At 62.5% G+C, this 25,868-nt stretch carries 21 protein-coding genes and 2 pseudogenes; 10 read left to right on the forward strand and 13 right to left on the reverse strand.

The window, feature by feature from the left end; all coding sequences use genetic code 11:
- Position 1 precedes the first annotated feature (1 nt).
- Positions 2 to 850 (forward strand): MaoC/PaaZ C-terminal domain-containing protein, encoded by an 849-nt coding sequence (locus tag ACFZPT_RS09515; RefSeq protein WP_099312998.1) that lies wholly within the window; start codon positions 2 to 4, stop codon positions 848 to 850.
- Positions 851 to 864: 14 nt separating this feature from the next.
- On the opposite strand, the pseudogene ACFZPT_RS09520 reads toward ACFZPT_RS09515, so the two are convergent.
- From ACFZPT_RS09520 to pbpC, 8 genes and pseudogenes are all read right to left on the reverse strand, one after another.
- Positions 865 to 1,044: pseudogene (locus tag ACFZPT_RS09520) on the reverse strand (response regulator); the annotation flags it as partial.
- Positions 1,045 to 1,112: 68 nt separating this feature from the next.
- Entirely contained in the window at positions 1,113 to 1,670 is a 558-nt protein-coding gene (locus ACFZPT_RS09525; RefSeq protein ID WP_040266017.1) for a DUF4136 domain-containing protein, read from the reverse strand.
- A gap of 45 nt (positions 1,671 to 1,715) precedes the next feature.
- Positions 1,716 to 2,318: a DUF4136 domain-containing protein gene (locus tag ACFZPT_RS09530; protein WP_099312999.1), complete on the reverse strand. Its 603-nt coding sequence runs from the start codon at positions 2,316 to 2,318 to the stop codon at positions 1,716 to 1,718.
- A 24-nt stretch (positions 2,319 to 2,342) separates the two neighbouring features.
- Positions 2,343 to 3,092 (reverse strand): methyltransferase, encoded by a 750-nt coding sequence (locus ACFZPT_RS09535; protein ID WP_040266015.1) that lies wholly within the window; start codon positions 3,090 to 3,092, stop codon positions 2,343 to 2,345.
- Positions 3,085 to 3,393, reverse strand: a complete 309-nt coding sequence (locus ACFZPT_RS09540; protein ID WP_034095697.1) for a MazG-like family protein — start codon at positions 3,391 to 3,393, stop codon at positions 3,085 to 3,087. Before ACFZPT_RS09540 ends, ACFZPT_RS09535 begins: the two co-directional genes overlap by 8 nt.
- A 161-nt stretch (positions 3,394 to 3,554) precedes the next feature.
- Positions 3,555 to 3,739 (reverse strand): annotated as a pseudogene (locus ACFZPT_RS09545) (hypothetical protein); the annotation flags it as partial.
- An 86-nt stretch (positions 3,740 to 3,825) separates the two neighbouring features.
- Positions 3,826 to 3,963, reverse strand: a complete 138-nt coding sequence (locus tag ACFZPT_RS09550) for a hypothetical protein (protein ID WP_158231145.1) — start codon at positions 3,961 to 3,963, stop codon at positions 3,826 to 3,828.
- 129 nt (positions 3,964 to 4,092) lie between these two features.
- Positions 4,093 to 6,435 carry a peptidoglycan glycosyltransferase PbpC gene (pbpC, locus tag ACFZPT_RS09555; protein WP_099313085.1) on the reverse strand — a complete coding sequence of 781 codons (2,343 nt, stop codon included), beginning with the start codon at positions 6,433 to 6,435 and terminating at the stop codon, positions 4,093 to 4,095.
- A gap of 108 nt (positions 6,436 to 6,543) precedes the next feature.
- On the opposite strand from pbpC, the gene ACFZPT_RS09560 reads away from it, so the two are divergent.
- On the forward strand, positions 6,544 to 6,837 hold the full coding sequence (locus ACFZPT_RS09560; RefSeq protein ID WP_034095695.1) for a hypothetical protein: 294 nt from the start codon (positions 6,544 to 6,546) through the stop codon (positions 6,835 to 6,837).
- Positions 6,838 to 6,973: 136 nt separating this feature from the next.
- On the opposite strand, the gene ACFZPT_RS09565 is transcribed toward ACFZPT_RS09560, so the two are convergent.
- Entirely contained in the window at positions 6,974 to 11,875 is a 4,902-nt protein-coding gene (locus ACFZPT_RS09565; RefSeq protein WP_099313084.1) for an alpha-2-macroglobulin, read from the reverse strand.
- 207 nt (positions 11,876 to 12,082) lie between these two features.
- On the opposite strand from ACFZPT_RS09565, the gene ACFZPT_RS09570 reads away from it, so the two are divergent.
- Positions 12,083 to 13,432, forward strand: a complete 1,350-nt coding sequence (locus ACFZPT_RS09570) for an MATE family efflux transporter (protein WP_099313083.1) — start codon at positions 12,083 to 12,085, stop codon at positions 13,430 to 13,432.
- An 82-nt stretch (positions 13,433 to 13,514) separates the two neighbouring features.
- On the forward strand, positions 13,515 to 13,826 hold the full coding sequence (locus ACFZPT_RS09575; RefSeq protein WP_034111594.1) for a hypothetical protein: 312 nt from the start codon (positions 13,515 to 13,517) through the stop codon (positions 13,824 to 13,826).
- Positions 13,827 to 13,878: 52 nt separating this feature from the next.
- Here the strand turns inward: ACFZPT_RS09575 and speA are convergent, their stop codons facing one another.
- The 4 genes from speA to ACFZPT_RS09595 all read right to left on the reverse strand — a co-directional run bounded on the left by speA (position 13,879) and on the right by ACFZPT_RS09595 (position 18,092).
- On the reverse strand, positions 13,879 to 15,792 hold the full coding sequence (gene speA / locus ACFZPT_RS09580; RefSeq protein WP_034095691.1) for an arginine decarboxylase: 1,914 nt from the start codon (positions 15,790 to 15,792) through the stop codon (positions 13,879 to 13,881).
- A gap of 141 nt (positions 15,793 to 15,933) precedes the next feature.
- Positions 15,934 to 16,305, reverse strand: coding sequence for a translation initiation factor Sui1 (locus ACFZPT_RS09585; RefSeq protein WP_034095690.1), 372 nt, complete (start codon positions 16,303 to 16,305; stop codon positions 15,934 to 15,936).
- Positions 16,306 to 16,485: 180 nt separating this feature from the next.
- Positions 16,486 to 17,022 (reverse strand): NUDIX hydrolase, encoded by a 537-nt coding sequence (locus tag ACFZPT_RS09590; RefSeq protein ID WP_047881384.1) that lies wholly within the window; start codon positions 17,020 to 17,022, stop codon positions 16,486 to 16,488.
- A gap of 2 nt (positions 17,023 to 17,024) precedes the next feature.
- The gene (locus ACFZPT_RS09595; RefSeq protein WP_034095688.1) at positions 17,025 to 18,092 is read right to left on the reverse strand and encodes a DUF2333 family protein; all 1,068 of its coding nucleotides are present in this window, start codon (positions 18,090 to 18,092) and stop codon (positions 17,025 to 17,027) included.
- A 301-nt stretch (positions 18,093 to 18,393) separates the two neighbouring features.
- On the opposite strand from ACFZPT_RS09595, the gene ACFZPT_RS09600 reads away from it, so the two are divergent.
- The 6 genes from ACFZPT_RS09600 to prmA all read left to right on the forward strand — a co-directional run bounded on the left by ACFZPT_RS09600 (position 18,394) and on the right by prmA (position 25,856).
- Positions 18,394 to 20,064, forward strand: a complete 1,671-nt coding sequence (locus tag ACFZPT_RS09600; protein ID WP_034095687.1) for a PleD family two-component system response regulator — start codon at positions 18,394 to 18,396, stop codon at positions 20,062 to 20,064.
- A gap of 971 nt (positions 20,065 to 21,035) precedes the next feature.
- Complete coding sequence (locus ACFZPT_RS09605) at positions 21,036 to 22,079, forward strand: methyl-accepting chemotaxis protein (RefSeq protein WP_371263974.1); 1,044 nt, start codon at positions 21,036 to 21,038, stop codon at positions 22,077 to 22,079.
- 297 nt (positions 22,080 to 22,376) lie between these two features.
- Positions 22,377 to 22,832: a type II 3-dehydroquinate dehydratase gene (aroQ, locus tag ACFZPT_RS09610; protein WP_034095685.1), complete on the forward strand. Its 456-nt coding sequence runs from the start codon at positions 22,377 to 22,379 to the stop codon at positions 22,830 to 22,832.
- Positions 22,833 to 22,856: 24 nt separating this feature from the next.
- Positions 22,857 to 23,321, forward strand: a complete 465-nt coding sequence (gene accB / locus ACFZPT_RS09615; protein ID WP_034095684.1) for an acetyl-CoA carboxylase biotin carboxyl carrier protein — start codon at positions 22,857 to 22,859, stop codon at positions 23,319 to 23,321.
- 17 nt (positions 23,322 to 23,338) lie between these two features.
- Positions 23,339 to 24,700, forward strand: coding sequence for an acetyl-CoA carboxylase biotin carboxylase subunit (accC, locus tag ACFZPT_RS09620; protein ID WP_034095683.1), 1,362 nt, complete (start codon positions 23,339 to 23,341; stop codon positions 24,698 to 24,700).
- A 277-nt stretch (positions 24,701 to 24,977) separates the two neighbouring features.
- Positions 24,978 to 25,856, forward strand: coding sequence for a 50S ribosomal protein L11 methyltransferase (gene prmA, locus ACFZPT_RS09625; protein ID WP_034095682.1), 879 nt, complete (start codon positions 24,978 to 24,980; stop codon positions 25,854 to 25,856).
- Positions 25,857 to 25,868 lie beyond the last annotated feature (12 nt).

A 25,868-nucleotide genomic window follows, 5' to 3' on the forward strand; every position in this document is an offset into this window, starting at 1 on the left:
CATGCAGTGGCAGACCTTAAGCAACCGACCTTTCCTGCCGCCGCTGTATTGGCGTGCAGCGCTCAAGCGCAAGATCAGCGGCACCAGCCTGCCCGACCAGGGGTTGCGCTGCCGGGTCAGCGTCGATCCCAAGGCGGTGGCGGCCTATCGCAAGGTGTGCGGCTTTGCCGACAGCCCGATGCTGCCGGCCACTTACCCGCATATCCTCGCCTTCGGCGTGCAGATGCAATTGCTCACCGACAAAGCGTTCCCGTTTCCCCTGCTCGGGCTGATCCACTTGAGTAACCGCATTCGCGTGCACCGCCCCTTGGGCGGCGTGGGCGAACTGTGGATTGGCGTGCACGCACAGAACCTCAAGCCACACGCCAAAGGCGCGACGTTCGACCTGATCACCACCGTCGAGGACGCCCTCGGCCTGCTGTGGGAAGGCGAGAGCCGCATGCTGTGCCGAGGCGTGAAGCTGTCAGGCCCGGCAGAGGATGAGCCTCTGCCCACGCCCGCCCAGGTCAGCGAACTGACGCGCTGGAACGCCCCCAGCGACATCGGCCGCCGCTACGCACGGGTGTCCGGCGACTACAACCCGATCCACCTCAGCGCCCTCACCGCCAGACTGTTCGGGTTTCCCCAGGCCATCGCCCATGGTTTATGGAACAAGGCGCGCAGCCTGGCGGCCCTGGGTGAGCATCTGCCTGCGGCCAATATCGAACTGTTTGTGGAGTTCAGAAAACCGGTGCGGCTGCCCAGCGAAGTGCACCTATCGGCCAGCGCCGCCGGTTCTAGTGGCGAGTGGGTGTTGAACGGTGCGGGCGGGATTGAGCATATGGTCGGCAGGTGGCAGCCCATCGGCTGAGCACCGTTGGCCGCTCAAGGCTTGAACCCTGTGACGTGTTTGGGAAGCAGGCTGTTCAACGTATCGACCAGCCGCGCCAGATAGATCGGTTTGCGAAACAGGTCCAGCACTTGCAAGCGCAGCAAGTCGCTGAGTTCATCCATCTCGGCATGACCGGACATAACGATCACCGGCAAGTGCGAGCGGTCCGCGTGTACTGTCCGTAGGTTCGGTGGAATGAAGACAAAGATACGGGGGCTGCCGCGCAGCCCCCGGTGATCGATCAGTGGGGCGGATAGCTGGAGAGGATGCGCGTGACTGTGGTGCGGATCGCGTTATTGCGGTCCTGTGGGTTCGGGGTGCTGCTCATCAGTTGTTCATCGCTGCCGCGCCACACCAGTTTGCCGTCCTTGCCGTCCAGCAGGTCGATCTGGATGGTCGCCACTTTATAGGTGACGCTGCGGGTTTCGTTGTACATCGGCGCGCCCCAATAGCCGTTCCATGGACCGCCCCAGGCGCCGCCGTAGTTGGTGGTGACTTGCTGCTGGCGGTCTTCGACGATCAGGTAAGCCTGTACGTTCACGTCTGCCTTGGCGCCGGCAGCCGCCGGGCGCAAACCGCGTTGGTCGAGTTGTTCGCCGACGGCTTGGCGGATGCGCTGCTCGGTGAGGTCGCTTTTGATGCGCGGATCATCGGGGCGGTATTGCAGGGCGGGGTCTTTCCAAGCCCAACTGCGGTAGGCACCGAAGTCCCGGCTGGCATCGAAGTCGTGGTTGACTTGGCTGGTCTGGCAACCGCTCAGCAGCACAGCGAACGCAAGCGTAGCGATACGACGAAACATGGTGGTTCTCCAAAAAGCGGCAGACACGTTAAATGAGAATAGCGGTTAACGCGGCGGATACGCGGCCATGGCCTTTTGTACCGCCTGGCGCAGCGCATCGGCCCGCTCGCTGAGGCTGCCCTGGCTGCTGGTTTCCGCGCTGGCGCTCCACACCGGCTGGCCGCTGCGGGCATCGAACAGGTTGATGCGAACCACCACCACTTGCACTTCATAGGTGCGCACCACCGGCACGCTGTTATAAATGCCGTAGCCTGGACCATAGCGGTTATAGCCGCCGTAACCATAGCCGTAATCATCCTGGACTTGGCGCAGGCGCTTCTCCTGGCGTACATCGGCGCTCACCAGCAGGTCCGCCGGGCGGTTGTCATGCAGCGGGCGCAGGCCGCGCTGGTCGAGGGCCCCGCTGACCGCTTCGGCGATCTGCGCCGAATCGGCCCACGCGGTGCCCGCCGGCAGTTGGCCATTGCGCCAAGCCCAATTGCGGTAAGCACCGTAGTCACGCACCGGCGCCGGGTAGGCGCTGGCATCGAACGTGGTGGCGGCCTGGGGCGGCGCCGGAGGGATCGGGGCCGAAGCGGCCACGTAAGGGTTGGGGCTGGAGCATGCTCCGAGCCCGAGGGACAGCAGGATCAAACACAGACGACGCATTTCGACCTCCGCAGACTGAACCGCTTAAACCGGACGGCAGATCCAGTGCAAATAACGCCCAAGTCCGGCAAAGCTTGGGTGACGACGATGAGCGAGCTCCATCTCGACAAGATCCTGCAAGGCGGCGCGGGCCTGGAACTCCACTGGCATATAGTCGTGGAACACCCGCACGCCACTTTGGCTTTCGACCTGCCACAACCCTTCGAGTTGCGCCGCCAGTTCTCGCGGGTCGAGTGGCTGTTGCGGAGTAAGGCTTTGCTTTTCGCCGGCCATGTCGTTCTTGCGCATTTTGCGGAAATGGCCTTTGAGCAGGTTGCGGTAGATCAGCGCATCGCGGTTGTAGAACGCCAGGGACAACCAGCCCCCCGGCGCGGTCAGCTGATGCAACACCGGCAGAATGGCGTGGGGCTCGGCCAGCCACTCCAGCACGGCGTGGCACAGCACCAGGTCATAGGGTTCGGTGAGCTGGCCGAGCAGTTCCTGCCACGGCGCGTGGATGAAGGTAGCGTGCTGCCCGGCTTCGGCGAAGCGTTGGCGAGCGCCTTCGAGCATCGGCGCGGCGGGTTCGGCCAGCGTCACCTGATGCCCACGCTCGGCCAGCCACAGGGACATATGCCCGAGCCCGGCGCCGATATCCAGCACGCGCAACGTGCGTTGCGGCAAGGCTTCAGCCAGGTCGGCCTGCAACACCGCCAGGCGGATCGCGCCTTTGGCGCCGCCATAGATTTTTTCGGCGAAGCGCGTGGCCAGTTGGTCGAAGTGACGGTCACTCATGGATAAACCGCCGTTCGCTATCGGCCAGTTTGGCGCGCACCACCTCGTTCATGTCCAGGCCCAGCTCACTGCACAGCAACAACAGATACAACACAATATCGCCGACTTCCTGGCCAGCATGGGCGAGCTTGTCGGCGGGCAATTGGCGGGATTGGTCTTCGGTGAGCCATTGGAAGATTTCCACCAACTCGGCCATTTCCACACTGGCGGCCATGGCCAGGTTTTTCGGGCTGTGAAACTGTTTCCAGTCGTTGGTATCGCGGATGCGATGCAGGCGTTCGGTGAGGTGTTCGAGGTTCATGGGGCGGGCTCCTGAAGGTGTATAGCTTCCGGGGGATGAGCGTTGAAGGCAAGTGAATCACCTGGGATGGCCTTCAGGCCGCCATCGGGGGCAAGCCCCCTCCCACATTTGAATGCATTCACCTATCAAAAAGTGGGAGGGGGCTTGCCCCCGATGAGGTCCTAATCCACCACGCTGAATTCAAGCCTGGCGGTTTGACCGGCTTCATCCAGCACACTGAGCTGATAGCGGCCCAAGCGCTCGAAACTGGCATTGATGCTGTTCTGGTTGGCACTGTCGCCCAGGGCCGATAGCTTCAACTGCAAGCCTGCTGGCTGCCGGCCGGCAGGCGCAGTGGGTCGCCTTCAGGCCGCCATCGGGGGCAAGCCCCCTCCCACATTTGAATGCATTCACCTATCAAAAAGTGGGAGGGGGCTTGCCCCCGATGAGGTCCTAATCCACCACGCTGAATTCAAGCCGGGCGGTTTGACCGGCCTCATCCAGCACACTGAGCTGGTAGCGGCCCAAGCGCTCGAAACTGGCATTGATGCTGCCCTGGTTGGCACTGTCGCCCAGGGCCGATAGCTTCAACTGCAAGCCTGCTGGCTGCCGGCAGGCGCAGTGGGTCGCCTTCAGGCCGCCATCGGGGGCAAGCTCCCTCCCACATTTGAATGCATTCACATATTAAAAAGTGGGAGGGGGCTTGCCCCCGATGAGGTACTAATCCACCACGCTGAATTCAAGCCGGGCGGTTTGACCGGCTTCATCCAGCACACTGAGCTGATAGCGGCCCAAGCGCTCGAAACTGGCATTGATGCTGTCCTGGTTGGCACTGTCGCCCAGTGGCGCGCCGTTGAGGAACCACCAGCGCCGGCCGCTGCCGCCCAGGGCGGATAGCTTCAGCTGCAAAGCCTGCTGGCTGCCGGCCGGCAGGCGCAGTTGGTCGCCTTCGCGCACGCCGACAATCGACAGCGGTGAAGAGGCCGCCAAGGCCGGTGGCGGGCAGTCCGGGTCGGCCGCAGGAATGCGCGCTTCACGGCGTTCGGCCCTGGGCAACCAGGGCTCCAGAGGTGCGGGCCATAGGGCGATATTCCTGGCCTGCGCGCCGGGGCAGTGGGCATCCACTCGCAAGCCTTTGGTGTTGACCCACACGTTTTCCATCAGCCCTACGCTGAGCGGTTGATCCAATGCCTGTAAGGTCGGCGGCGTGGTGTTGTCCAGAGTCCAAGCAAAGCGCTGGCGTCGGCAATTGGGGTCGGTGCGGCTCATGGGCTGGCCCAGTGGCCAACAGATCGCCGCCACGCCGACATTGGCCGGCACCGCTTTGACCGGCGCGCTGATACCGCGCTGGCTGTCGCGGTTGGTCAGCACATCGTGCACTTGCAGCATCAATGGCGCCGCCGACGCCAGACCGAACTGACCGGGCACGGGCGTGCCGTCCGGGCGGCCGATCCAGATGCCGATCAAGTAGCGCGGCCCCACACCAATCGCCCAGGCATCGCGAAAGCCGTAGCTGGTGCCGGTTTTCCAGGCCAGCACCGGGCGCTGGACCAACTCGGCGCGCGGGTCGCGGTCCGGCCGGGCCTGGCCGCTGAGGATGCGCCGCACAATCCAGGCGGCGCCTGGCGACAGTAACGGCCGTTCTCTGAGCGTATCGTCCGGTTGAAAGCGCAAAGTGGCGCTCTTGCCGTCGCGGGCGAAAGCGCTGTAGCCGCTCACCAGATCCTCCAGGCGGCTGCCGGCGCCGCCCAGGATCAGCGCCAGATTCGGCTCGGCCAGCGCCGGCAGCGCCAGGGGCACGCCACCGATGCGCATCTGCGCGGCAAAACGCTTGGGCCCGTAGGCTTCCAGCAACTGCACCGCCGGCAGGTTGAGGGAACTGGACAGCGCCGTGCTCGCCGGCACCGCACCGGTAAAGCCCATGGAAAAGTTGCCCGGGCGGTAATCGCCGTAGCGCCGAGGCACGTCCTGCAGCAGCGACTCGGAATGAATCAAGCCGTCGTCCAGCGCCATGCCGTACAGGAAGGGTTTCAAGGTAGAGCCTGGCGAGCGCAAGGCGCTGACCATGTCCACATGCCCGAAGCGCCTGGCATCGTTGATGTCCACCGAACCCAAGTAGGCGCGCACCGCCATGGTTTCTTCTTCTACCACCAGGATCGCAGCCGAGGTGTGCTCCGGCAGACGCGCGCGCCAACCCAGCAGCAGGTCTTCCAGACGGCGCTGCAAGGAGGCGTCCAGGGTGGTGCGGATCAACGGCGGGCTGTCGGGACGGTTCAGGCGTCGCGCAAGCAACGGCGCCAGGCTGGGCTCCTGGCGTGGAGCGAGCAGCAGCGGTTCTTCCAGGGCTTCATCGACCGCCGTTTGCGGCCATACCTGGAATTCGGCGAGGCGCCGCAGCACCTTATCGCGGGCCTGCTGCGCACGTTGCGGATGGCGGTCCGGGCGCAGGCGGCTGGGCGCCTGTGGTAATACCGCCAGCAACGCGGCCTCGGCGTGGGTCAACTGCGCCGGGGATTTGCCCAGGTACGCCCAACTGGCCGCCGCCACGCCCTGCAAGGTGCCACCGAAGGGCGCGCGGTTGAGGTACAGGTTGAGGATCTCGGCCTTGGACAGGTGCCACTCCAACTGGGCTGTGCGCCACAACTGACGCAACTTGCCGTGCAAGGTGCGCGAGTGCGGGTCCAGCAGGCGCGCCACCTGCATCGACAGGGTGCTGCCACCCGACACCACCCGTTCCCCGGCCAGGTTCTGCCAGGTCGCCCGCACCAACGCCAGCGGGTTCACCCCCGGATGCTGATAAAACCAGCGGTCTTCATAGGTGAGCAGCGCATCGAGGTAATACGGCGACACCTCACTGGTCTGCACCGGATAGCGCCACACGCCGTCGGCATCGGCAAACCGCCATAACGGCGTGCCATCCTCGGCCAGCACCACCCGCGCCAAATCATCCTGAGGCAGCGGCAAGGGCCAGATGCGGTCAGCCAGCCACAGCAGCGCAACCACTGACAGCACAGCACCCAAAAACCAGCGCAGCAACCGTGGGAGCCGAGTGAATCCAGCCATGAATAAACGAAACCTCAAACCGGCAAACCTCTATGCTTGTGGGGAACTAGCCCGCTGCAATAACAACCAAAGGCACACATCCGCCCACCTTCTGATCAGGACACATATATGCAGGTAGAAAGCTTCTTCGAATGGCTGGGCCAGGCGCTCGGTTCCGTCATCCGCTTTATCGTCGACGGCCTCAGCGGACTGTTCGGCGCCCTGACCCACGCCGGCAGCAACTTCGTCGAAGGCCTGTCCCGCACCTTGGGCATGGACACTTCGATCATCAGCATCATCACCCTGATCATCGGCCTGATGCTGCTCTACTCGGCCGTACGCGCCTTTATGCGGGCGTCGATCATCATGGGCATCATCTGGCTGATGCTCGGCCTGTGGCTGCTCAGTTGGGTCGTGCATTAACGTTAAGCACGCCACAGCCCCCTGTGGGAGGGGGCTTGCCCCGATAGCAGCGTTCCAGTCAACGCACCTGGCAACTGACCCACCGCCATCGGGAGCAAGCTCCCTCTCACATTAGCGCCGATTCCGAGTTGAGAAATCAGCGCCCCTTGATCACCAGATCCGCCGGGGTCTCACCCACCGCCTGCCAGTTCGGCCGATACATCGACTCCACCTGCGGCGGCGGCACGCGATAGGTGCCCGGCGTTACGGCACGCGCCAGGTACAGCAGGTGCGTGGTGACATCGCTGTCCAGATTCAAGGCCGCCACGTAGCGGTCATCGCGGAACTCCTGGTGCTTGAGCGATGCGTTCTGCATCGACTCACGCCACTCCTTCACTTGGCTGCTGGCGTTTTCCAGGCTGGCGGCGCTTTGTGCCAGGTTCTGGTTTTCCAGCTCCAGGCCTGCGGGGAGCAAATCCACCACCAGAGCGTCCGGCACCCGTTGCTTGGCTTTAACTGCCACATGCACCAGCACCAGGTCGCCGCTGTTGAGGTTGCGCAGGTTCAACGGCTGACCGTTCATGCCAAGGTACTCGCGGCGGATGCTCAGGTTGTCGCCCCCCGGTGCCGGTGGGACTTGTGGGTAACCGGAGATCGTCAGTTGCTGGTACACCGGCGTCTCCCCCTGATTGCTCAGGGCCAGGTCGGCGGACAGCAGCTTGCCGTCCAATGCCAGTGTCGACTGCTGATTATTCAACTCATGCACCCCGCCGCTGCCGGTAAGCGACACTTGCCAGTTGGCCTCCGGTTGCGCGAACCCCAGACGCCCGGCGAGGAACAGCGAATTGCGCTCCTGGGTCGACAGATACGGGCTGGCCGCCAATTGATCCGACAAGGTAAACAGCCGCTCCTCGCGCTTGCCCTTGGCTAGGTCGTTTTCTTCAAGCAGCGCCAGGATCATCGCCTGATCGCGCAATGGGCTGCCGTAATCGGCCAGCCAATCCTTGTTACTGCGCTGTGCGGCAAGGCCGGCGAGCAAGGCTTGATCGGCACGCGGTTGGTCGCCCATTTTCTGCAGGGCAATCGCCAACTGCACCAACGGCAACCCCGAGCGCGCATCGCTGCGCCGCTCGAACAGACTGCGCAACGCCCCCAACGGCGCCTGCTGGCTGCGCGCCAGGACCATGCCGGCATAAGCCTGCACGGCGAAGCGGGTGTGGTCGGCGTTGTCGCTGTAGTCGACGTCGATCAGGTTGCGCTCCTGCACATAACGCAGCAGGCGCTCGCTGGCTTTTTTCAGGGCCTCGGCCGGTACGGCAAAACCCTGGTCACGGGCGCGCAGCAGGAAATCGGTGACGTATGCGGTCAGCCAATATTCCTCTTCGCCATCGGCACCCCACAGGCCAAAGCTGCCGTTGTAGCGCTGCATGCCCAGCAGGCGTTCGATGCCCAGCTCGATCTTGCGCTTGCGCTCGGCGTCCGACTCACCCTTGATACCCAGGCGCTTGAGCAACGCGTCATCGGCATACAGCGAGGGATATAGGCCGCTGGCGGTCTGCTCCAGGCAACCATAGGGATAGGCCTTGAGCGCACTGATCTGCGCGCCCAGGTTCAACGGCGGCCGGCTCGACAGGCTCAGCAAGGCTTCACGCCCCGAGGCATCGAATTGATCCAGCGTGCCAACGGGCAAGTTCCACGGTTCGCTTTTGAGCACCGCGCGATAATGCTTGAGCAGCGCCGGGTAGGCTGGGCGCACGCCCAACGTCCATTCGCGGCTGAACGGCGGCAGCTGTTCGCCCGGCAGGTCCAGGCCATTGACGGTCACTTTGAGCTTACCCTGCCCCAGCCCGCCCCAGGCTTTCACCGGGATGCGCAGCGTGGTGCGCTGGCCTTGCTTGAGTTCGACCGATTGCGCGCCGGCATCGACCAGTTCCAACTGGCCTTCGGCACTCAGTTGCACATCGAGCTTCTGCGCCTTGCCCGACAGGTTGGACAGGTCCAACGCCAGGCTCGTCTGGTCGCCGCCGGCCAGGAAGCGCGGCGCCGACAGTTCGGCCACCAGCGGCGCGGCGACTACGGTCTTGGCTTCGGCCATGCCGTAGCGGTCATCGCTCCAAGCCTGGGCCATCAGGCGCAACTCGCCGTTGAAATCAGGAATATTGACGCTGACTTCACCCTCGCCCTTGTCATTCAACGTCACCGGCGCGCTTTGCAGCGCCACGATGGTCAGGCTGGTGTCAGGGCGTTTGCCACCTTTGGCCAACGCCGCGTCACCGCCGAACGCCAGGCTGGCCAGACGGCCCTGGCCGGCTTCGATCAACTGGCCGTAGATGTCGAACTGATCCACGCCATAAGCCTTACGGCCGAACAGGCTGGCGTACGGGTCGGGCGTCGGATATTCGGTGATATTGAGGATGCCCACGTCCACCGCTGCCACCAGCACATGTACTTGTTTAGGCACGCTGCCATCGGCATTCCGGGCGGCGACCTTCACCGTGAGCGGTTGCTTGGGACGCATTTTTTCCGGAGCGCTGAGGGTCACGCCGAGCTTGCGCTGGGTGCGATCCAGGGGCAAGTGCAGCAGGCCCACCGCGCGTTTCGGGGTGATATTGGCTTTGCGCTCGCCGGGACGAATCACCAGGGCGCTGACATACAGGTCATGGCGCGACCATTTCGGGTCAAGCTTCACGGCAAAACTCTTGCCTTCGGCCGGCACGTCGATTTCCTGCCACCACAGCGGCCCTTCGGCGGATTCCACCAGCAAGTAGCCCTTACCGGCGGCCGGCGGCGTGACCGTGATGTTAGCGGTATCGCCATCGCCATAGGCTGGCTTATCCAGCGCCAGCTTGACCTGATCGGGGCGCACGGCGCCGCCTTCGGTGTTGTCCTGGGCCTGATAACCGGCCCAGAAACGCAGGCTGCTGACTAGGCCGGTCTGCGGGTCTTCGACCTCCACGCGATACGGCCCCCACTCCACCTGGAAGCTGACCTTGGCGGTATCACCGGCCTTGATGTTGAGGGTCTGCTCGTCGAGGTTGAGGAATTTTTCGTTGTAGTGGTAGCTCCAGCCGTCGTTGTCGGAGTAGTTCCAGTAGTAGTCACGGCGCTCGCGCACCAGGCGCACTTTGAGGTTGGGCGCGGCAAGCTTCTGGCCGTCCTGGTTGGCCAGCAACACTTCGAACTCCGCCGGGCCGTCGCCATTGGTTTCCTTGCCGTCAAACAGCCCGCGCAGGCCCGGCAGTTGCTTGGCCGGCCAGATCGGCTGCACCAGGCGCCGTGTGATCGGCCGCCCGCCCGACTCATGCAGGCTGGCCTGCACGATCAGTTGCAGCGGCGACTTGGCCTCGGCCCACTTGCTCTCCAGGCTCAGGACCTCCTGGCCCTTGGCGTCGAGCACGTTCTCGTCGATCTCGAAATCCTGGCTCAGGTCCTCCTCGGTGACGGAACCGAACTCGTAGCCCGGCAGCAACTTGACCGCCTCGCGCAACGGCCGCACATAAACCTGGCCGCTCACCCGGTTACCCGAGGCAGGCGCGCCGTAGAGGTAGCGCCCCGTGAGCTGGATTTGCGGGCTGTCCGCCGGGCTCAACGGCGTGTCGCTGCCCTTGAGTTCCAGGGCCAAGCGTTCGGGCAGGAAGTCTTCAACGAGGAATTCGTACAACTGCGGCTTGCCGTCGCCCAGGTCGAACACCAGCTGCCAGCGCCCGGTCGGCGCCTCGCCGGCCAATTGCAGGGCGTATTGATAGAGGCCGGACGCGTCGGCATCCCACACGAATTTGCGGCTGACCTGTTCATCCGGACGACGCACTTCGACGCTCACCGGCTGCGGCTTGACCGTGTTGCCGTCCTTGTCTCGCAGCAAGGCGTTGAGCAGCACGGTTTCGCCTGGGCGATACAGGTCGCGCGGGCCGAACACAAAGAACTGCAAGGGGTGGGACGGCTGGCCGCCGATGTCGAATTCGGCCAGGTCCAACGCGGCGCTATCCAGGCGCAACAGGCTGGTCTGCTCACCCTGCTTGGCCAGCAACACCTGGGCTTTTTTCGGCAGCGGCAACTGCGCGTGGCCGCCCTTTTCGGTCTTGCCCTCGGCCAGCACGCGGCCATCGCCGTCCAGCACTTCCAGGTCCACGTCATCCAGGGCTTTGCCGCCTTCCAGGGCCTGGGTAAAGACGTCGAGGCGATTGCTGTAGCGGTGCACCGACAGGCCAATGTCGCTCAGGGTGAACAGCGTGGCCGGTTGGGAATAGTTATACGTGCCCGACGCACGCATCACCGCCAGGTATACGCCAGGCTGCTGCAATTGCTTGAGGCCAGCGATCGGCAGCAGCAGGGTTTCGCGGGTATTGCGCGCAGGGTTCAAATCGAAACGCCCGCCGTAGACCAGATCGGCCATGGGCAGCAACTCGCGGGATTCGTAACTTTGCAGGCTGGTATTGCGCCCCCACTGCGCCAGGAACGACGGCAGGGACTCGGGCTTGATGCGGAAGAATTCGACGTCGATTTTGTCGACGTTCAGCGCGATCACCGGCAGGCCCTCGGCCAGGCGCGTCGGCAGCAGGGTGCCGCGACTGGCGAAGCCGACGGTGGCTTGCAGGTCGCGGGTTTCCAGGCGGGCGATGTGCTCGGCGGCGAGTTTATTATCGTTGACGGCCTTGAGCCCGGCGTCGACGGTGAGCACCAGTTTGCGCTGCGGTTCGAGGTGACGCAGGCGCAATTCCATCAGGTTATCGGAGAGTTCCCAGGCGCCGTCGACCTTGCCGGACTTACTGTCGACCAGGTGCAGCTTGTCGGCAAACTTCTGCTCCGGGTCCAGGGGAATGGAGAAGCTCACCGATAGCGTGCTGGCACCGTCCAACTGCACCTCGGACACGTCTACCACGCTTAATTCACGCCCGGCATAGCGCTGCTTCAGCGCCGCCACATCCACCGCCGCTTTGATCGGCTTGGGGGCGGTGCTGGTGGTCGCCACGGGTGCGGTGGGCGCAGTGGGTTTATCGGAAGAATCGCAGGCGCTCAGCAGGGCCAGGGCGCAGGCGAGGAACAATCCTTTGTTAAGCATGGGGCACTCGTTGTCAGAGGGAACCGGGGGTGTGAACTATATATCAGCCCGAGCGGGGCCGATGTGGTGCTGGTCACATTGACCGACGGAGGGTGGGTTGGTTCGCAGCCGTTTGAACCCCCCAGCCAAATCCCACAGCCACCTCCCACATTGGCTCTGCTGCATGGCTAATGGATGGTTACAATGTCGTTCCCCCAAGGAGCCTGCATGTCCACCTTACTGACCGACTGGCGCGACCGCCCCACCCACCGCCGCGTATGGGCCCTGGCTGCGCCGATGATTCTGTCGAATATCTCGGTGCCGTTGGTTGCCCTGGTCGACAGCATGGTGATCGGCCATTTGCCGCATGCCCACCAATTGGGCGCGGTGGCCGTGGGTGCCAGCCTGTACACCTTTCTGGCCTGGGCCATGGGTTTTCTGCGTATGGGCTCAACCGGTTTCGCCGCTCAGGCCGCCGGGCGCAAGGATGGCGCGGCGCTGCGACAGATCCTGCTGCAAGGCTTGCTGCTGGCGCTTGGGCTGGCCATATTGCTGGGCACGGTGGGCATCCCCCTGAGCCATATGGCACTGGAATGGATGCAGCCGTCCGCGCAACTGAATCAACTGACCCGGGATTTTTTCCACACCCGCCTGTTCGGCCTGCCCGCTGCACTGGCCAGCTATGCGCTGGTTGGCTGGTTCCTCGGCACGCAGAACGCCCGCGCGCCGCTGGCGATTCTGCTGACCACCAACCTGGTCAATATCGCCCTGAACCTTTGGTTCGTGCTTGGCCTGGAGTGGGGCGTGGCGGGGTCGGCACGCGCCTCGGTCATCGCCGAGTGGACCGGTGCCTTGCTTGGCCTGGCCCTCACGCAAAAAGCCCTACGCGCCTACCCCGGGCATATCGCCTGGGCGGCCCTAAAGCGCTGGCAGAGCTGGCGCCCGTTGCTGGCGGTCAACCGCGACATTTTTATCCGCAGCCTGGCGTTGCAGTCGGTGTTTTTCATGATCACGGTGCAAGGCGCGCGCCTGGGCGACGCCACCGTGGCGGCCAATGCGCTGCTGCTCAACGGCCTACTGCTGACCGCCCACGCCCTGGACGGCCTGGCCCACGCGGTGGAGGCACTGTGCGGTCACGCCATCGGCGCGCGGGACCGGCAAACCCTGCGGCGTTCGCTGGTAGTGGCCGGTGGTTGGTCACTGATCGCCAGCCTTGGATTTGCATTGTTGTTCACCGTCGCCGGCCATCTGTTTATCGCCATGCAGACTGATATCCCCAGCGTGCGCGAAACCGCGGACATCTACCTGCCTTACCTAGCGGTACTGCCCTTGATTGCGGTGTGGAGTTATCTGCTGGATGGGCTGTTTATCGGTGCTACGCGGGCGCGGGAAATGCGCGATGGGATGTTGTTGACGGTATTGATCGTGCTGCCGTTCGCGTGGGTCTTGCAGGGGTTGGGCAATCACGGGTTGTGGATCAGCTTCCTGCTGTTTATGGCGCTGCGCAGTTTCACGTTGTGGGTTATCGCGTGGCGCTTGAGCAAAAAGAACCAATGGTTTGGCGATCCGACCTGTTAGTTTTCACAGGTTACAAACCGACCCGCCGGGCGTTGAATGGCCATGGGTAATCCCCATCCCATACATTCAAGGAGAGTCGGATATGAACATCACGAAAGCACTGTGGATGGCCGCCGCTTGCACACTCGCAACCACTGCTGGCTGCACTAATGGGCAAGGGCCGGCCAATGTTCAGGGCATGCTGGAGGTGGAAAACAGCACCCAGTTCAATCTGATAGTCACCCAAGAAGCCGATGTTCACCAACTTGCGCCAAAAGGTCGAGTTGAGCTGCCCATTGATGACCGAGTCGTCATGGTGCACCGTAGAAACGGTAACGTTGACAGAATTGACCGACTTAGCCTTGAGTTCAACACCGCTCAATGCGGGCACAGTGTGTGCCTGAAAGTGCACTGAAGCGCCCGCCGATACGACGCACGGAAAACACCGTGCGTCGCTCAAGACGGTATCAGGAAGACAAGTAGGACGAACGCGTCAGCCCCAGACGCAACGCGTCCAGGAACTGGGTGCGCTCCGACGCGCTGATCTTCGCGCTGGCGCACTTGTCACGGTAGTGCGTCATCAACTCCTCCGGCGACAAGTGCACGTAGCGCAGCATGTCTTCGATGGTGTCGTGGGTTTCGATCCCGGCGCTGTACACCGAGCCGTCTTCACGCTGGTAGATGTTCACCGAGTCGGTGTCGCCGAACAGGTTGTGCATGTCGCCGAGAATTTCCTGGTAGGCGCCGACCAGGAAGATACCCAGCAGGTAGTCCTCGCCTTCCTTCAGGGCGTGTACCGGCAGGCTGGTTTCGATGCTCTGCTCGTCGACGTATTGCTTGATCTTGCCGTCGGAGTCGCAGGTCAGGTCCTGCAGCACCGCACGGCGCAGCGGCTCTTCGTCGAGACGGTGCAGCGGCAGGATCGGCAGCACTTGGCCGATGGCCCAGGTGTCGGGCAGGCTCTGGAAGACCGAGAAGTTGCAGATGTACTTGTCGGCCAGTTTGTCGTTGAGTTCGTCCAGCACTTGGCGGTGCGAGCGCTGGCGGGCTTTCAGCGAGTTATGCAGGCGACGGCACACGGCGAAGTAGCACTGCTCGGCCAGGGCCTTTTCCGCCAGGGTCAGTTTGCCGTCGGCGTACTGGGTGGCCACATCACTCATGTAGTGGGTGGCGCGCCAGTAGGTTTCGGTGACCATCTCGATGTCGGTCGGGCCCAGCAGGTCCACCAGCCATTGCACGGTTTCCGGCAGGCTTTCCTTGTTTTCGATCAGCGGAATTTCGTCGTTGTGTTTCTCGACGTCGGTCACCTGCACCACCAGCATGGCGTGGTGGGCAGTCAGCGAACGGCCGCTTTCTGAGAAGATATGCGGATGCGGCAGGCTCTGCGCGTCGCAGAACTCCTTGAGCATGCCCACCACCACGCCGGCGTAGTCGTCCATGTCGTAGTTGATGGAGCTGGCATTGCGCGAGTGGGTACCGTCGTAGTCCACGCCCAGGCCACCGCCGACATCGATGTGATCCACCGGCAGGCCGAGGTTACGCAGTTCGCCGTAATAACGAATGGCCTCTTTGAAGCCGTGCTGGTAGTCCGCCAGGTTGGCGATCTGCGAGCCCATATGGAAGTGCAGCAGACGAATGCCCTGATCCAGGCCTGCGGCGCGGAAGCGCTCGACCACCGACAGCAACTGCGCGGCCGACAAACCGAACTTGGATTTCTCGCCACCGGTGTCCGCCCACTTGCTCGACGCCAAGGACGACAAGCGCACGCGCAAGCCCACCTGAGGCTTGACCTTGAGGCTCGCGGCCTCTTCGATCACCAGGCCGACTTCGGATTCTTTTTCGATCACGATAAACACGTTGTGGCCCAGCTTCTGGCCCATCAGCGCCAGACGGATGAACTCACGGTCCTTGTAACCGTTGCAAACGATAGTGCCGCCCTTCGGCGCCAACGCCAGCACGGCCAGCAGCTCGGGCTTGGAGCCGGCTTCGAGGCCAATGGAAACGTTCTGGGTGGCGATGATGTTCTCGATCACCGCTTCCTGCTGGTTCACCTTGATCGGGTACAGCGCGGTGTACTTGCTCTGGTACTCCAGGCGTTCGATGTTCGAATCGAAAGCACCGGTCAGTTGGCGCACACGGTCTTGCAGGATGTCGGGGAAGCGCACCAGCAGCGGCAGCGAAAGACCGCTTTTGCGCAGTTCGTCGACTTGCTCGTAAAGGTCGACGGGCGTGCTGTTCGGGCCGTTCGGACGAACTTCAACGCGACCGGCGTCATTGATCGCGAAATACCCGGCCCCCCAATGGCGGATCCCATAAACACTGCGGCTGTCCGCAACGGTCCATTGGCTGCCATCGTCTTTGCGTGTGCGTCGTACGGACATCGAAGTCCCCTATAAATGAAGTCGAAGGCACCGCCTCGGGTTCGAGGCCGGCGCAGTCTAAAGAATGAAAATGACGATTTGCCTGTAAGAGAGGTAGACCCCACTCGCAGGACAGAGTTTAGACACTGGCCGGTAAGAGGCTCAGCCGCCGGACTTTTTGGCCTTGTATCCCAGCTTGATCAGCTCGGCCAATAACAGCTCGACGTGGTCGCCCTGGATCTCGATGACGCCGTCTTTCAACGCACCACCGGTGCCACAGCGCTTTTTCAGCGTGGTGGCCAGTTCCTTGAGGGGCTCCGCGGCCAGGGGCACGCCGGTGATGGTGGTCACCGTCTTGCCGCCACGGCCCTTGCTCTCGCGTCGCACGCGGGCAATACCGTCGCCTTCGGGAATCAGGGTCTGTTTGCAGATGCAGGCGTCCACGGGCTGACGACAGTCCGGGCAGTGTCGACCTGCGTCGGTGGAAAATACCAGGCCACCAAGGGCGGCGAAGGATGCGGCTTTTTTGGCCACCGGCAATCCTCTTGGGAGGATGAAGACTGATCGGCCCCCAAAAGGGTCAGCCGACCGCGAAGCCCCACTCAGGCAGGGGCAGCGCTACCGCATCGCCAAAGCGACGCGGGTGAAAAGTCGCGCAGTGTAACGGCAAAAAGCACGCTTGCTAAGAGCCAAATGGCGCCAATTCATGCAACTTTAGCGACGCAAGGCCAGATAGCGACGCAAGCCCTCTTGGGCGTCAGGGCAGTAAGGTTTTTTCTTGGCGTCCTGCAAGACTTTGCTGATGGGTAAAAAGCGCGCCTCCATCACCTCTTCTGGCTGTAACCGCAGAGGGCCATCCCACACGGCTGAATAGGATTTACACCAGAGCCGACTGTCACCATCCTCGAAATAGAAATGGTCATGTTCTACCAGATCCACCCCGCCCACGCCCAACTCCTCTTCCAGCTCACGGGCCGCCGAGACCGCGTAAGACTCACCCGCCGCGACCATTCCACCCGCCGCCGTGTCCCAGAACCCTGGGTACAGGGCTTTGCTCAGGGTGCGCCGATGCACGCACAGCTCACCCTTGGAGTTGAAGAGGAAGATAAACGTGCAGCGGCCGATCAAGCCACGCGCGCGCAGATCGGACCTGACGAGGTGGCCGAGCAGGTTGTCCTGCTCGTCGACCCAACAGATCAGTTCGGCATCGGAGGCCGCGCGATGGGCCTCCTCCCGTTGACTGGCATCCATCATCAACCCTGGTTGAGCAGTTGACGCAGGTCGATCACCGCAGCGTTGGCTCGGGAAATGTAATTGGCCATGACCAGCGAGTGGTTGGCCAGCACGCCAAAACCGCTGCCATTGAGGATCATCGGGCTCCACACCGGCTCTTGCGAGGCTTCCAGTTCACGAATGATCTGGCGCACGCTGACGGTGGCGTTCTTCTTGGCCAGCACATCGGCAAAGTCGACTTCGATCGCACGCAGCAGGTGAGACAGTGCCCAGGCCTGGCCACGGGCTTCGTAGAACACGTTGTCGATCTGCATCCATGGGGTTTCCACCACTTCTTCGTCGACCTGCGGCACCTCACCCGGGGCGAGCGCCTCGGTTTTCAACGCGGTATTGAGTTTTACCCGACCGACACTGGCCGACAGGCGCTGGGACAACGAGCCCAGGCGCGTGGCGACATCGCCCAGCCAATTGTTCAGGTTGTCGGCGCGGGCGTAGAACAGCGCGCCTTTCTGGTTGGGATCGGAGAGGCGCGCTTCGTAGCGGCTCAGGGAGTTGATGCCTTCCTGGTACTCAGACTCACTGGACGGCAGCACCCAGCTCTTGTTGTCGAAGTTGAAGCGTGGCTCAGCCTTGGCCAAGTCAGCGTCTTCAGCCGATTGGGATTGGGAGCGGGCGAAGTCTTTACGCAGGGCGCGAGTCAGGTCGCGCACTTGCACCAGCACGCCGTATTCCCAGCTGGGCATGTTGTCCATCCACAGGCCCGGCGGGAAGCGGTCGTTGGAAATGTAGCCACCGGGCTTGTTCAACAGCGTGCCGACCACAGTCTTGAGGGTTTCAACGGTGGTGAAGCCCACGACCATCTGCTTGCCGTCTTTTTCGGCAGCGATCTGCGCGTTTTGCTGGACCGGAAACAGCGCCGGCTCTTCGCTCCAGTACCAGCCCAGAGCGCCGGTGACCAACAGATACAGGCCGAGTACGCTGAGTACGGCCCGACTCATCAGCAGCGTACGAAAATAGCCGCGGTTAGTCGATTTGGGTTCAGGCGCGGGGCCGGTGGCACTGCCTGCACGGTTTTTCCAGTCCAGCATGGCGATATCCTTTCAATCACTTGAGTTCATGCACTTGAATTGAGGGCGTGCGTTCAAAACACTCCGACCACAACCCTACCCCATCGTGCCCGCCGGTGCGGGGCTTTTATCCAAACTGGCGCAACCGGCACATTCAACTATATAAGGATGCACGTTTTTTTTGCCGCGCGACCATCGAGTCAGTAACTGAATGCCGAAGACGCACAGTTAATTGACGTATGACACTCATTGGCATGAAAAGAGGTGCTAGCATAGAGCCATCAGTCGACTTCAGCATGCCCCTTCACCAAGTAGTCAGGATATGACCGAGCCAGAAGACCCCAGCCGTGAGCGTCTCAAGCAGCATTTTGCCCAGCGGGTAATTCATCAGGCACGTCAAATTCTTGAGATCTGGCAGCGCCTGCAACGCAGCGAATGGTCGAGCGCCGACCTCTCCGAACTCAGCGAGGCCAATTTGCGCTTGCTGCGTTTTGCCGAGCGCTTTGAGCAGCCAGAGCACGGTCAACTGGCTCACCATATCGGCGAATCCCTTAAAGCGGTGGACGAGAACCGCGGCCGCCTGAGCAGCCATTTGATCACTGAACTCAACCGCTTGATGCAGCGCCTGTCCCGCACCGGCCTGCGTCAGGGCGACCAACTGGAACAAACCGTTCTGCCGCCGATGCGCAAGCCGATCTACGTGATGCTGGCCGACCACGACCGCGCCGAGCGACTGGCCAAGCAGTTGGAGTTCTTTGGGATGAGCGCCCAATCCTTGGACAGCGTAGCGGCGTTTCGCTCGTCCATGGCCGAGCGTCTGCCATCCGCCATCGTGATGGACGTGGATTTCTGCGGCACCGGGCTGGGCCTCAAGCTCGCCGCCGAAGCCCAAGAGGGCCTGGAGCAAAAACTGCCGCTGCTGTTTTTCAGCCTGCACGAAACCGACACCCCCACACGCCTGGCCGCCGTACGCGCCGGGGGCCAGGAATTCCTCACCGGCACGCTGGAAGCCTCCAGCCTGCTGGAAAAGATCGAAGTGCTGACCTGCGTCGCCCAGTACGAACCTTATAAAGTACTGATCATCGATGACTCGCGGGCCCAGGCCCTGCACACCGAGCGCCTGCTCAACAGCGCCGGCATCGTCACCCGCACCTTGATCGAGCCGATCCAGGCCATGGCCGAATTGGCGGATTTCCAGCCCGACCTGATCATCCTCGACATGTACATGCCCGCCTGCACCGGCACCGAGCTGGCCAAGGTGATCCGCCACAATGACCGTTATGTGAGCGTGCCGATCATCTACCTGTCGGCCGAGGACGATCTGGACAAGCAACTGGATGCCATGAGCGAGGGCGGCGACGACTTCCTCACCAAGCCGATCAAGCCGCGCCACCTGATCACCACCGTGCGCAACCGCGCGGCCCGCGCCCGTAACCTCAAGGCGCGGATGGTGCGCGACAGCCTGACCGGTCTGTACAACCACACCCATATCCTGCAACTGCTCGAAGACTGCAGCTTCCGCGCGCGCCGTGAAAACAAGCCGCTGAGCTTTGCCATGCTCGATATCGACCACTTCAAGCGCGTCAATGACAGCCACGGCCACCCGATGGGCGACCGCGTGATCAAGAGCCTGGCGCTGTTTCTCAAGCAGCGGTTGCGCAAGACCGACTTTATCGGGCGCTACGGCGGTGAGGAGTTCGCCATCGTCATGCCCGACACCGACCTGGAATCGGCCTGCAAGGTGCTGGATGAAATTCGCGAACGCTTCGCCGAAATCCACTACCCCGCCCAGCCCCATGATCTGTGGTGCACCTTCAGCGCCGGCCTGGTGGAGTTGTGCGACGGTTCCGACAGCCTGATGATGGCGGCCCAGGCCGACGAGGCGCTGTACCGCGCCAAAGGTGGAGGACGCAACCGCGTACAGGCGGCGCGCACGTCAAAGCAAAGTGCCATCTTTTCACCGGAATCCACTGACTCCGTCATAACGCTGTAATAGAAACGCAATAACTTCAGGCACTTATCTTTTGCTGCCGGCTGAAACCACGCATGCGCCTGAAGCTGCTGACCAATCTCAACACCCTCCTGTTAGTGGCCGTGTGCCTGGCGCTGGGGGCGACCTTATGGTGGTCGCAACGCGCCTTGGAGCGCCCTTATCTGCTGATGGAACGCTACCTGAGCCTGTCGCAGACCTTTCAGAACCAGGCGGCACGCAATATCGAGGACTATCTGGCCAGTGGCGATGCGCTGCGTTTGAGCGGCGCCAGCCAAAGCCTGGAAAGCCTGCTGCAACATCTGGATGAACTGCCCGCCGAGCTGACGCAGAGCCTGCGCCCCAGCCTGGTGGAGCTGGACACCTTCAGCAAGACCGACCTGCTCGCCGCCGGCAAGTTGGCCGGCGACCCGCAAGCCTTGTTGGTGCAGGCCGAGCGCGAGCTGGGCGCGAACCTGGAACAGCTGAGCCAGTACGCCACGGGGGTCAACTCCCCGGAAGCTGCACGCTACCTACCAGCGCTGCTGGCCGCGTCCCAGCACTTGGGCAAACTCTCACTGGCCCGCGACAAACTGGTCAGCAGCGGGCGCGCCGAGCTGGCCGATGACGTGGAGCGCGAACTGGGCCAGATCCGTGGCCAGGCCGACCTGCTGGAACAGTTGCCATTACTGGGTGTGAAAGCGAGCGCCGAATCCAATACCGATGACTTCTCCGCGTTGATGGGCCTGGAAAACACTGAAAAAGCCGAAGCCCAGGACAGCGGCGTCGACCTCAAGCGCGAACTCAACAGCCTGCTGACCCGTTACCCCGCCGAACTCAAACGCACCCGCGCGCAGATCCAGCAGCGCGCCGATCTGGCCGCCGCCACGCATCTGAAGATCAACGCGGTGCAACAGGCCATCGCCGGGCTGGAACCGGCGGTGCGCGCGCAGCATGGCAAAATCCAGGGCGAAGTGCGCCTGATGCAAGGCGTGATGATTGGCCTGATCCTGCTGATAGCACTGCTGATCGACACCCTGCAACGCCGCCTGGCCCGAGTGCTGACCAGCCTGGCGCCGGCCTTATCGACCTGGGCCGAGGGCGACTTCAGCCAACCGATTGCCCTGGGCAAGACCAACCGCGAACTGCACGACATCGAAGCCTCCCTGAACCGCTTGCGTGCCTATCTGGTGGACTTGGTAGGCACCATTCGTGGCAATGCCGAAGAAGTTGCCGGCAGCAGCCGCGCGCTGGCCGAGTTGAGCAGCGGCCTGCACGACGGCGCCGAACGCCAGGCCGGCGATACCGCGCAGATCCGCGACTCCCTGGGTGAGCTGGAAGCGACCATTCAGCAAGTGGCCGGCGACGCCAGCCAGGCCGCCGGCGCCAGCCGCAGCGCAGGCCAGGCGGTAGAACAGGGCCAGCGGGTGATCGGCCTGAGCCTGACCGGCCTGCATGCCCTGGTGGGCGAAGTACAGCAAAACGCGCAGATGATCGAAAAGCTCGCCGAAGAATCCGCCACCATCGGCGGCGTGCTGACGGTAATCCGCTCCATCGCCGACCAGACCAACCTGCTCGCACTCAACGCCGCCATCGAAGCCGCCCGCGCCGGGGAGGCCGGCCGCGGTTTTGCGGTGGTCGCCGACGAAGTCCGCTCCCTGGCCCAGCGCACCGCCGGCGCCACCGCCGAAATCCAAGAGTTGATCGCCGGCCTGCAAAGCGCCGCCCGCCAATCGGTGGAAGGCATGCGCGCCCAGGTGGAACACGCCGAAGCCACCGCCCAGCAAGCCCAGGCGGCCGATGGTGCGCTGGACGAAATCGTCGGCGCGATCCAGACCATTTCCGACACCGCTGTGCGCATCGCCGATGTCACCGCGCAGCAGAGTGGCGCGGTAAGTGAGATTCGCGATAACAGCGAGCGAATTCATCAACTGGGCGAAGATAATTTGCTGCGTATTGGCCAAGGTCGCAGCCAGGGTGAGCATTTGCTGGTGCTGGGTGGGCAGCTCAATACCGCCGTACAGGCATTCCGCGTCTAACCGGACCCAGCGTCATATGAACAACTAATGTGGGAGGGGGGCTTGCCCCCGATAGCGGTGGATCAGTTAGAGATACTGAGACTGTCACACTGCAATCGGGGGCAAGCCCCCTCCCACACTTGATCTCCATAGGGTTCAAGGACGTGTCGCCTATGACCGGATACCGGCCCACAGTCATAAATTTTGCGCAATCCTCGCTAATCGTGCTGCCTACTGCATAGAACTGGACAGTCACAAAGGCTTTGCGGCATAGTCGCCGGGTTCTGACGTACCCACCTCTATAACAAGGAACAGCCGATGGCGACCTTACTGGTTCTTCACGGACCCAACCTGAACCTGCTTGGCACCCGTGAACCGGGCGTCTACGGGGCAGTGACCCTCGATCAGATCAACCTCGATCTGGAACAGAGGGCCCGTGATGCCGGCCACCATCTGCAATACCTGCAAAGCAATGCCGAGTACGAGTTGATTGATCGCATCCATGCCGCGCGCGGCGAAGGTGTGGACTTTATCCTGATCAATCCCGCCGCTTTTACGCATACAAGTGTTGCATTACGTGACGCGCTGCTGGCGGTGAGCATCCCATTCATCGAAGTGCATTTGTCGAACGTGCACAAACGCGAACCTTTCCGCCATCACTCCTACTTCTCCGACGTAGCGGTAGGAGTGATCTGCGGCCTTGGCGCCAGCGGTTACCGACTGGCCCTGGAGGCCGCCCTGGAACAGCTTGAACAACCGGCCAAGCGCCCCTGACCGACCCTTGGGAGTTGATGATTCATGGATATCCGTAAAGTTAAGAAGTTGATCGAACTGCTGGAAGAATCCGGTATCGACGAGCTGGAAATCAAGGAAGGCGAAGAGTCCGTACGGATCAGCCGCCACAGCAAGACCCCGGCTCAACAATTCTATGCCCCGCAGATGCAAGCACCGGCTCCGGCTGCTGCTGCACCAGCCGCTGCACCGGCTGCCCCGGCTGCTCCTGCTTCACCGGCAGCTCCTGCGCTGAACGGTTTCGTGGTCAAGTCGCCAATGGTCGGTACTTTCTACCGCACCCCGGCACCGACCTCGCCAGCCTTCGTTGAAGTGGGCAAGACCGTGAAAGTGGGCGACACCATTTGCATCGTCGAAGCGATGAAAATGATGAACCACATCACCGCTGAAAAAGCCGGCGTGATCGAGTCCATCCTGGTAGAAAACGGTCAGCCGGTTGAGTACGACCAGCCGCTGTTCACCATCGTTTGAACCGCGGAGCACCTTCGATGTTGAAACCTGCGAAGAAACTGCAAAAAGTCCTGATCGCCAACCGCGGCGAGATCGCGCTGCGTATCCTGCGCGCCTGTAAGGAAGAGGGCATCAAGACCGTCGCTGTTTACTCGACGGCCGACACCGAATTGATGCACGTTAAGCTAGCGGACGAGAGCATCTGCATCGGCCCGCCACTGGCCTCGAACTCCTACCTGAATATCCCGAACATCATCGCCGCGGCAGAAGTGACCGGCGCTGATGGCATCCACCCAGGCTACGGCTTCCTAGCGGAAAACGCCGATTTCGCCGAGCAAGTGGAAAAATCCGGGTTCGCCTTCATCGGCCCGAAAGCCGAGACCATTCGCCTGATGGGCGACAAGGTGTCGGCCAAGGACGCCATGATTGCGGCCGGTGTGCCAACCGTTCCAGGTTCCGACGGCCCACTGCCTGAAGACGAGGAAACCGCCCTGCGCATTGGTCGCGAAGTCGGTTACCCGGTGATCATCAAGGCCGCCGGTGGCGGTGGTGGTCGCGGCATGCGCGTGGTGCACAAGGAAGAAGACCTGATCGAAGCGGCCAAGCAGACCCGTGCGGAAGCCGGCGCCTGGTTCGGCAACCCGATGGTCTATCTGGAGAAATACCTGACCAATCCACGTCACGTGGAAGTGCAGGTACTGTCCGACGGCCAGGGCCACGCCATCCACCTCGGCGACCGTGACTGCTCGCTGCAACGCCGTCACCAGAAGGTGTTGGAAGAAGCGCCGGCTCCGGGCCTGGACGAAACCGCTCGCCAGGAAGTTCTGGCGCGCTGCGTCAAGGCGTGCATCGACATCAACTACCGTGGCGCCGGTACCTTCGAGTTCCTCTACGAGAACGGTCGTTTCTACTTCATCGAGATGAACACTCGCGTGCAGGTGGAGCATCCGGTTTCGGAGATGGTCACCGGTATCGACATCGTCAAGGAGATGCTGAGCATCGCCGCCGGCAACGTGCTGTCGTTCACCCAGGCTGACGTGAAGATTCATGGCCACTCCCTAGAGTGCCGAATCAACGCCGAAGACCCTAAAACCTTTATGCCGAGCCCAGGCCTGGTCAAGCACTTCCATGCTCCGGGCGGCAACGGCGTTCGCGTCGATTCGCACCTGTACAGCGGCTACAAGGTTCCGTCCAACTACGACTCGCTGATCGGCAAGCTGATCACCTGGGGCGCCACCCGCGACGAGGCCATGGCCCGTATGCGCAACGCTCTGGACGAAATCGTGGTCGACGGCATCAAGACCAACGTTCCGCTGCACCGGGAACTGGTCCGCGATGAAGGCTTCTGCGAAGGTGGTGTGAACATTCACTACCTGGAACACAAACTGGCCGACCAGTAAGTGCTCCACCCAACAAAACCGCCTTCGGGCGGTTTTGTTGTTTGTGGGCCCTCTATTGTGAAAATGTACACAACCCAAATGCGGGAGGGGGCTTGCCCCCGACTGCAGTGTGTCAGTCTGAGTCTCTCTAACTGGTCCACCGCTATCGGGGGCAAGCCCCCTCCCACATTTGACCGGCGTGCAGTCAGTAGTGTCGTCTTCTGCCCGCCGCTCGCGTAAACTTGCGCGCTTTCGCGACCCCGTCGTCGCACACTCATTATTTTCAAAGGTGCCCGCCATGCCTTGGCTGCAAGTCCGTCTCGCCATCAGCCCAGAGCAAGCCGAAACCTACGAAGACGCGTTCCTCGAAGTGGGCGCCGTGTCGGTGACCTTTATGGACGCCGAAGACCAGCCGATCTTCGAACCCGAACTGAACACCACCCCACTGTGGTCCCACACCCACTTGCTGGCCCTGTTCGAGGGCGGCACCGAAGCCGCCAGCGTACTGGCCCACCTGGAACTGCTCACCGGCAGCCCGCTGCCGGAACATCACAGCGAAGTGATCGAAGACCAGGACTGGGAGCGCAGTTGGATGGACAACTTCCAGCCCATGCGTTTCGGCCAGCGCCTGTGGATCGTGCCGAGCTGGCACGCGGCACCGGAGCCGGACGCGGTGAACCTGCTGCTCGACCCGGGCCTGGCGTTCGGCACCGGCACCCACCCCACCACCGCCCTGTGCCTGGAATGGCTCGACGGTCAGGACCTGCGCGACAGCCACGTACTGGACTTCGGCTGCGGCTCGGGGATTCTGGCAATTGCCGCTCTGCTGCTGGGTGCCAAGGAAGCCGTCGGCACCGATATCGATGTACAGGCCTTGGACGCGTCGCGCGATAACGCCGGGCGCAACAACATTCCTGAAGGCAAATTCCCGCTTTACCTACCACAGGATTTGCCCCAGGTGCAGGCCGATGTGCTGGTGGCCAATATCCTCGCCGGGCCGCTGGTGTCCCTGGCGCCGCAGCTGTCGAGCCTGGTCAAGACCGGCGGGCGCCTGGCGCTGTCGGGGATCCTCGCCGAACAGGGCGATGAAGTCGCCGCCGCTTATGCCCAGGACTTCGACCTGGACCCGATCGCTAACCGCGATGGCTGGGTACGCATCAGCGGTCGTCGGCGCTAGAATGAGCGCTTG

Origin of the sequence: Pseudomonas sp. MD330_10, from assembly GCF_042610415.1 — a bacterium.
GTDB classification, from domain to species: Bacteria; Pseudomonadota; Gammaproteobacteria; order Pseudomonadales; family Pseudomonadaceae; genus Aquipseudomonas; species Aquipseudomonas rhodesiae.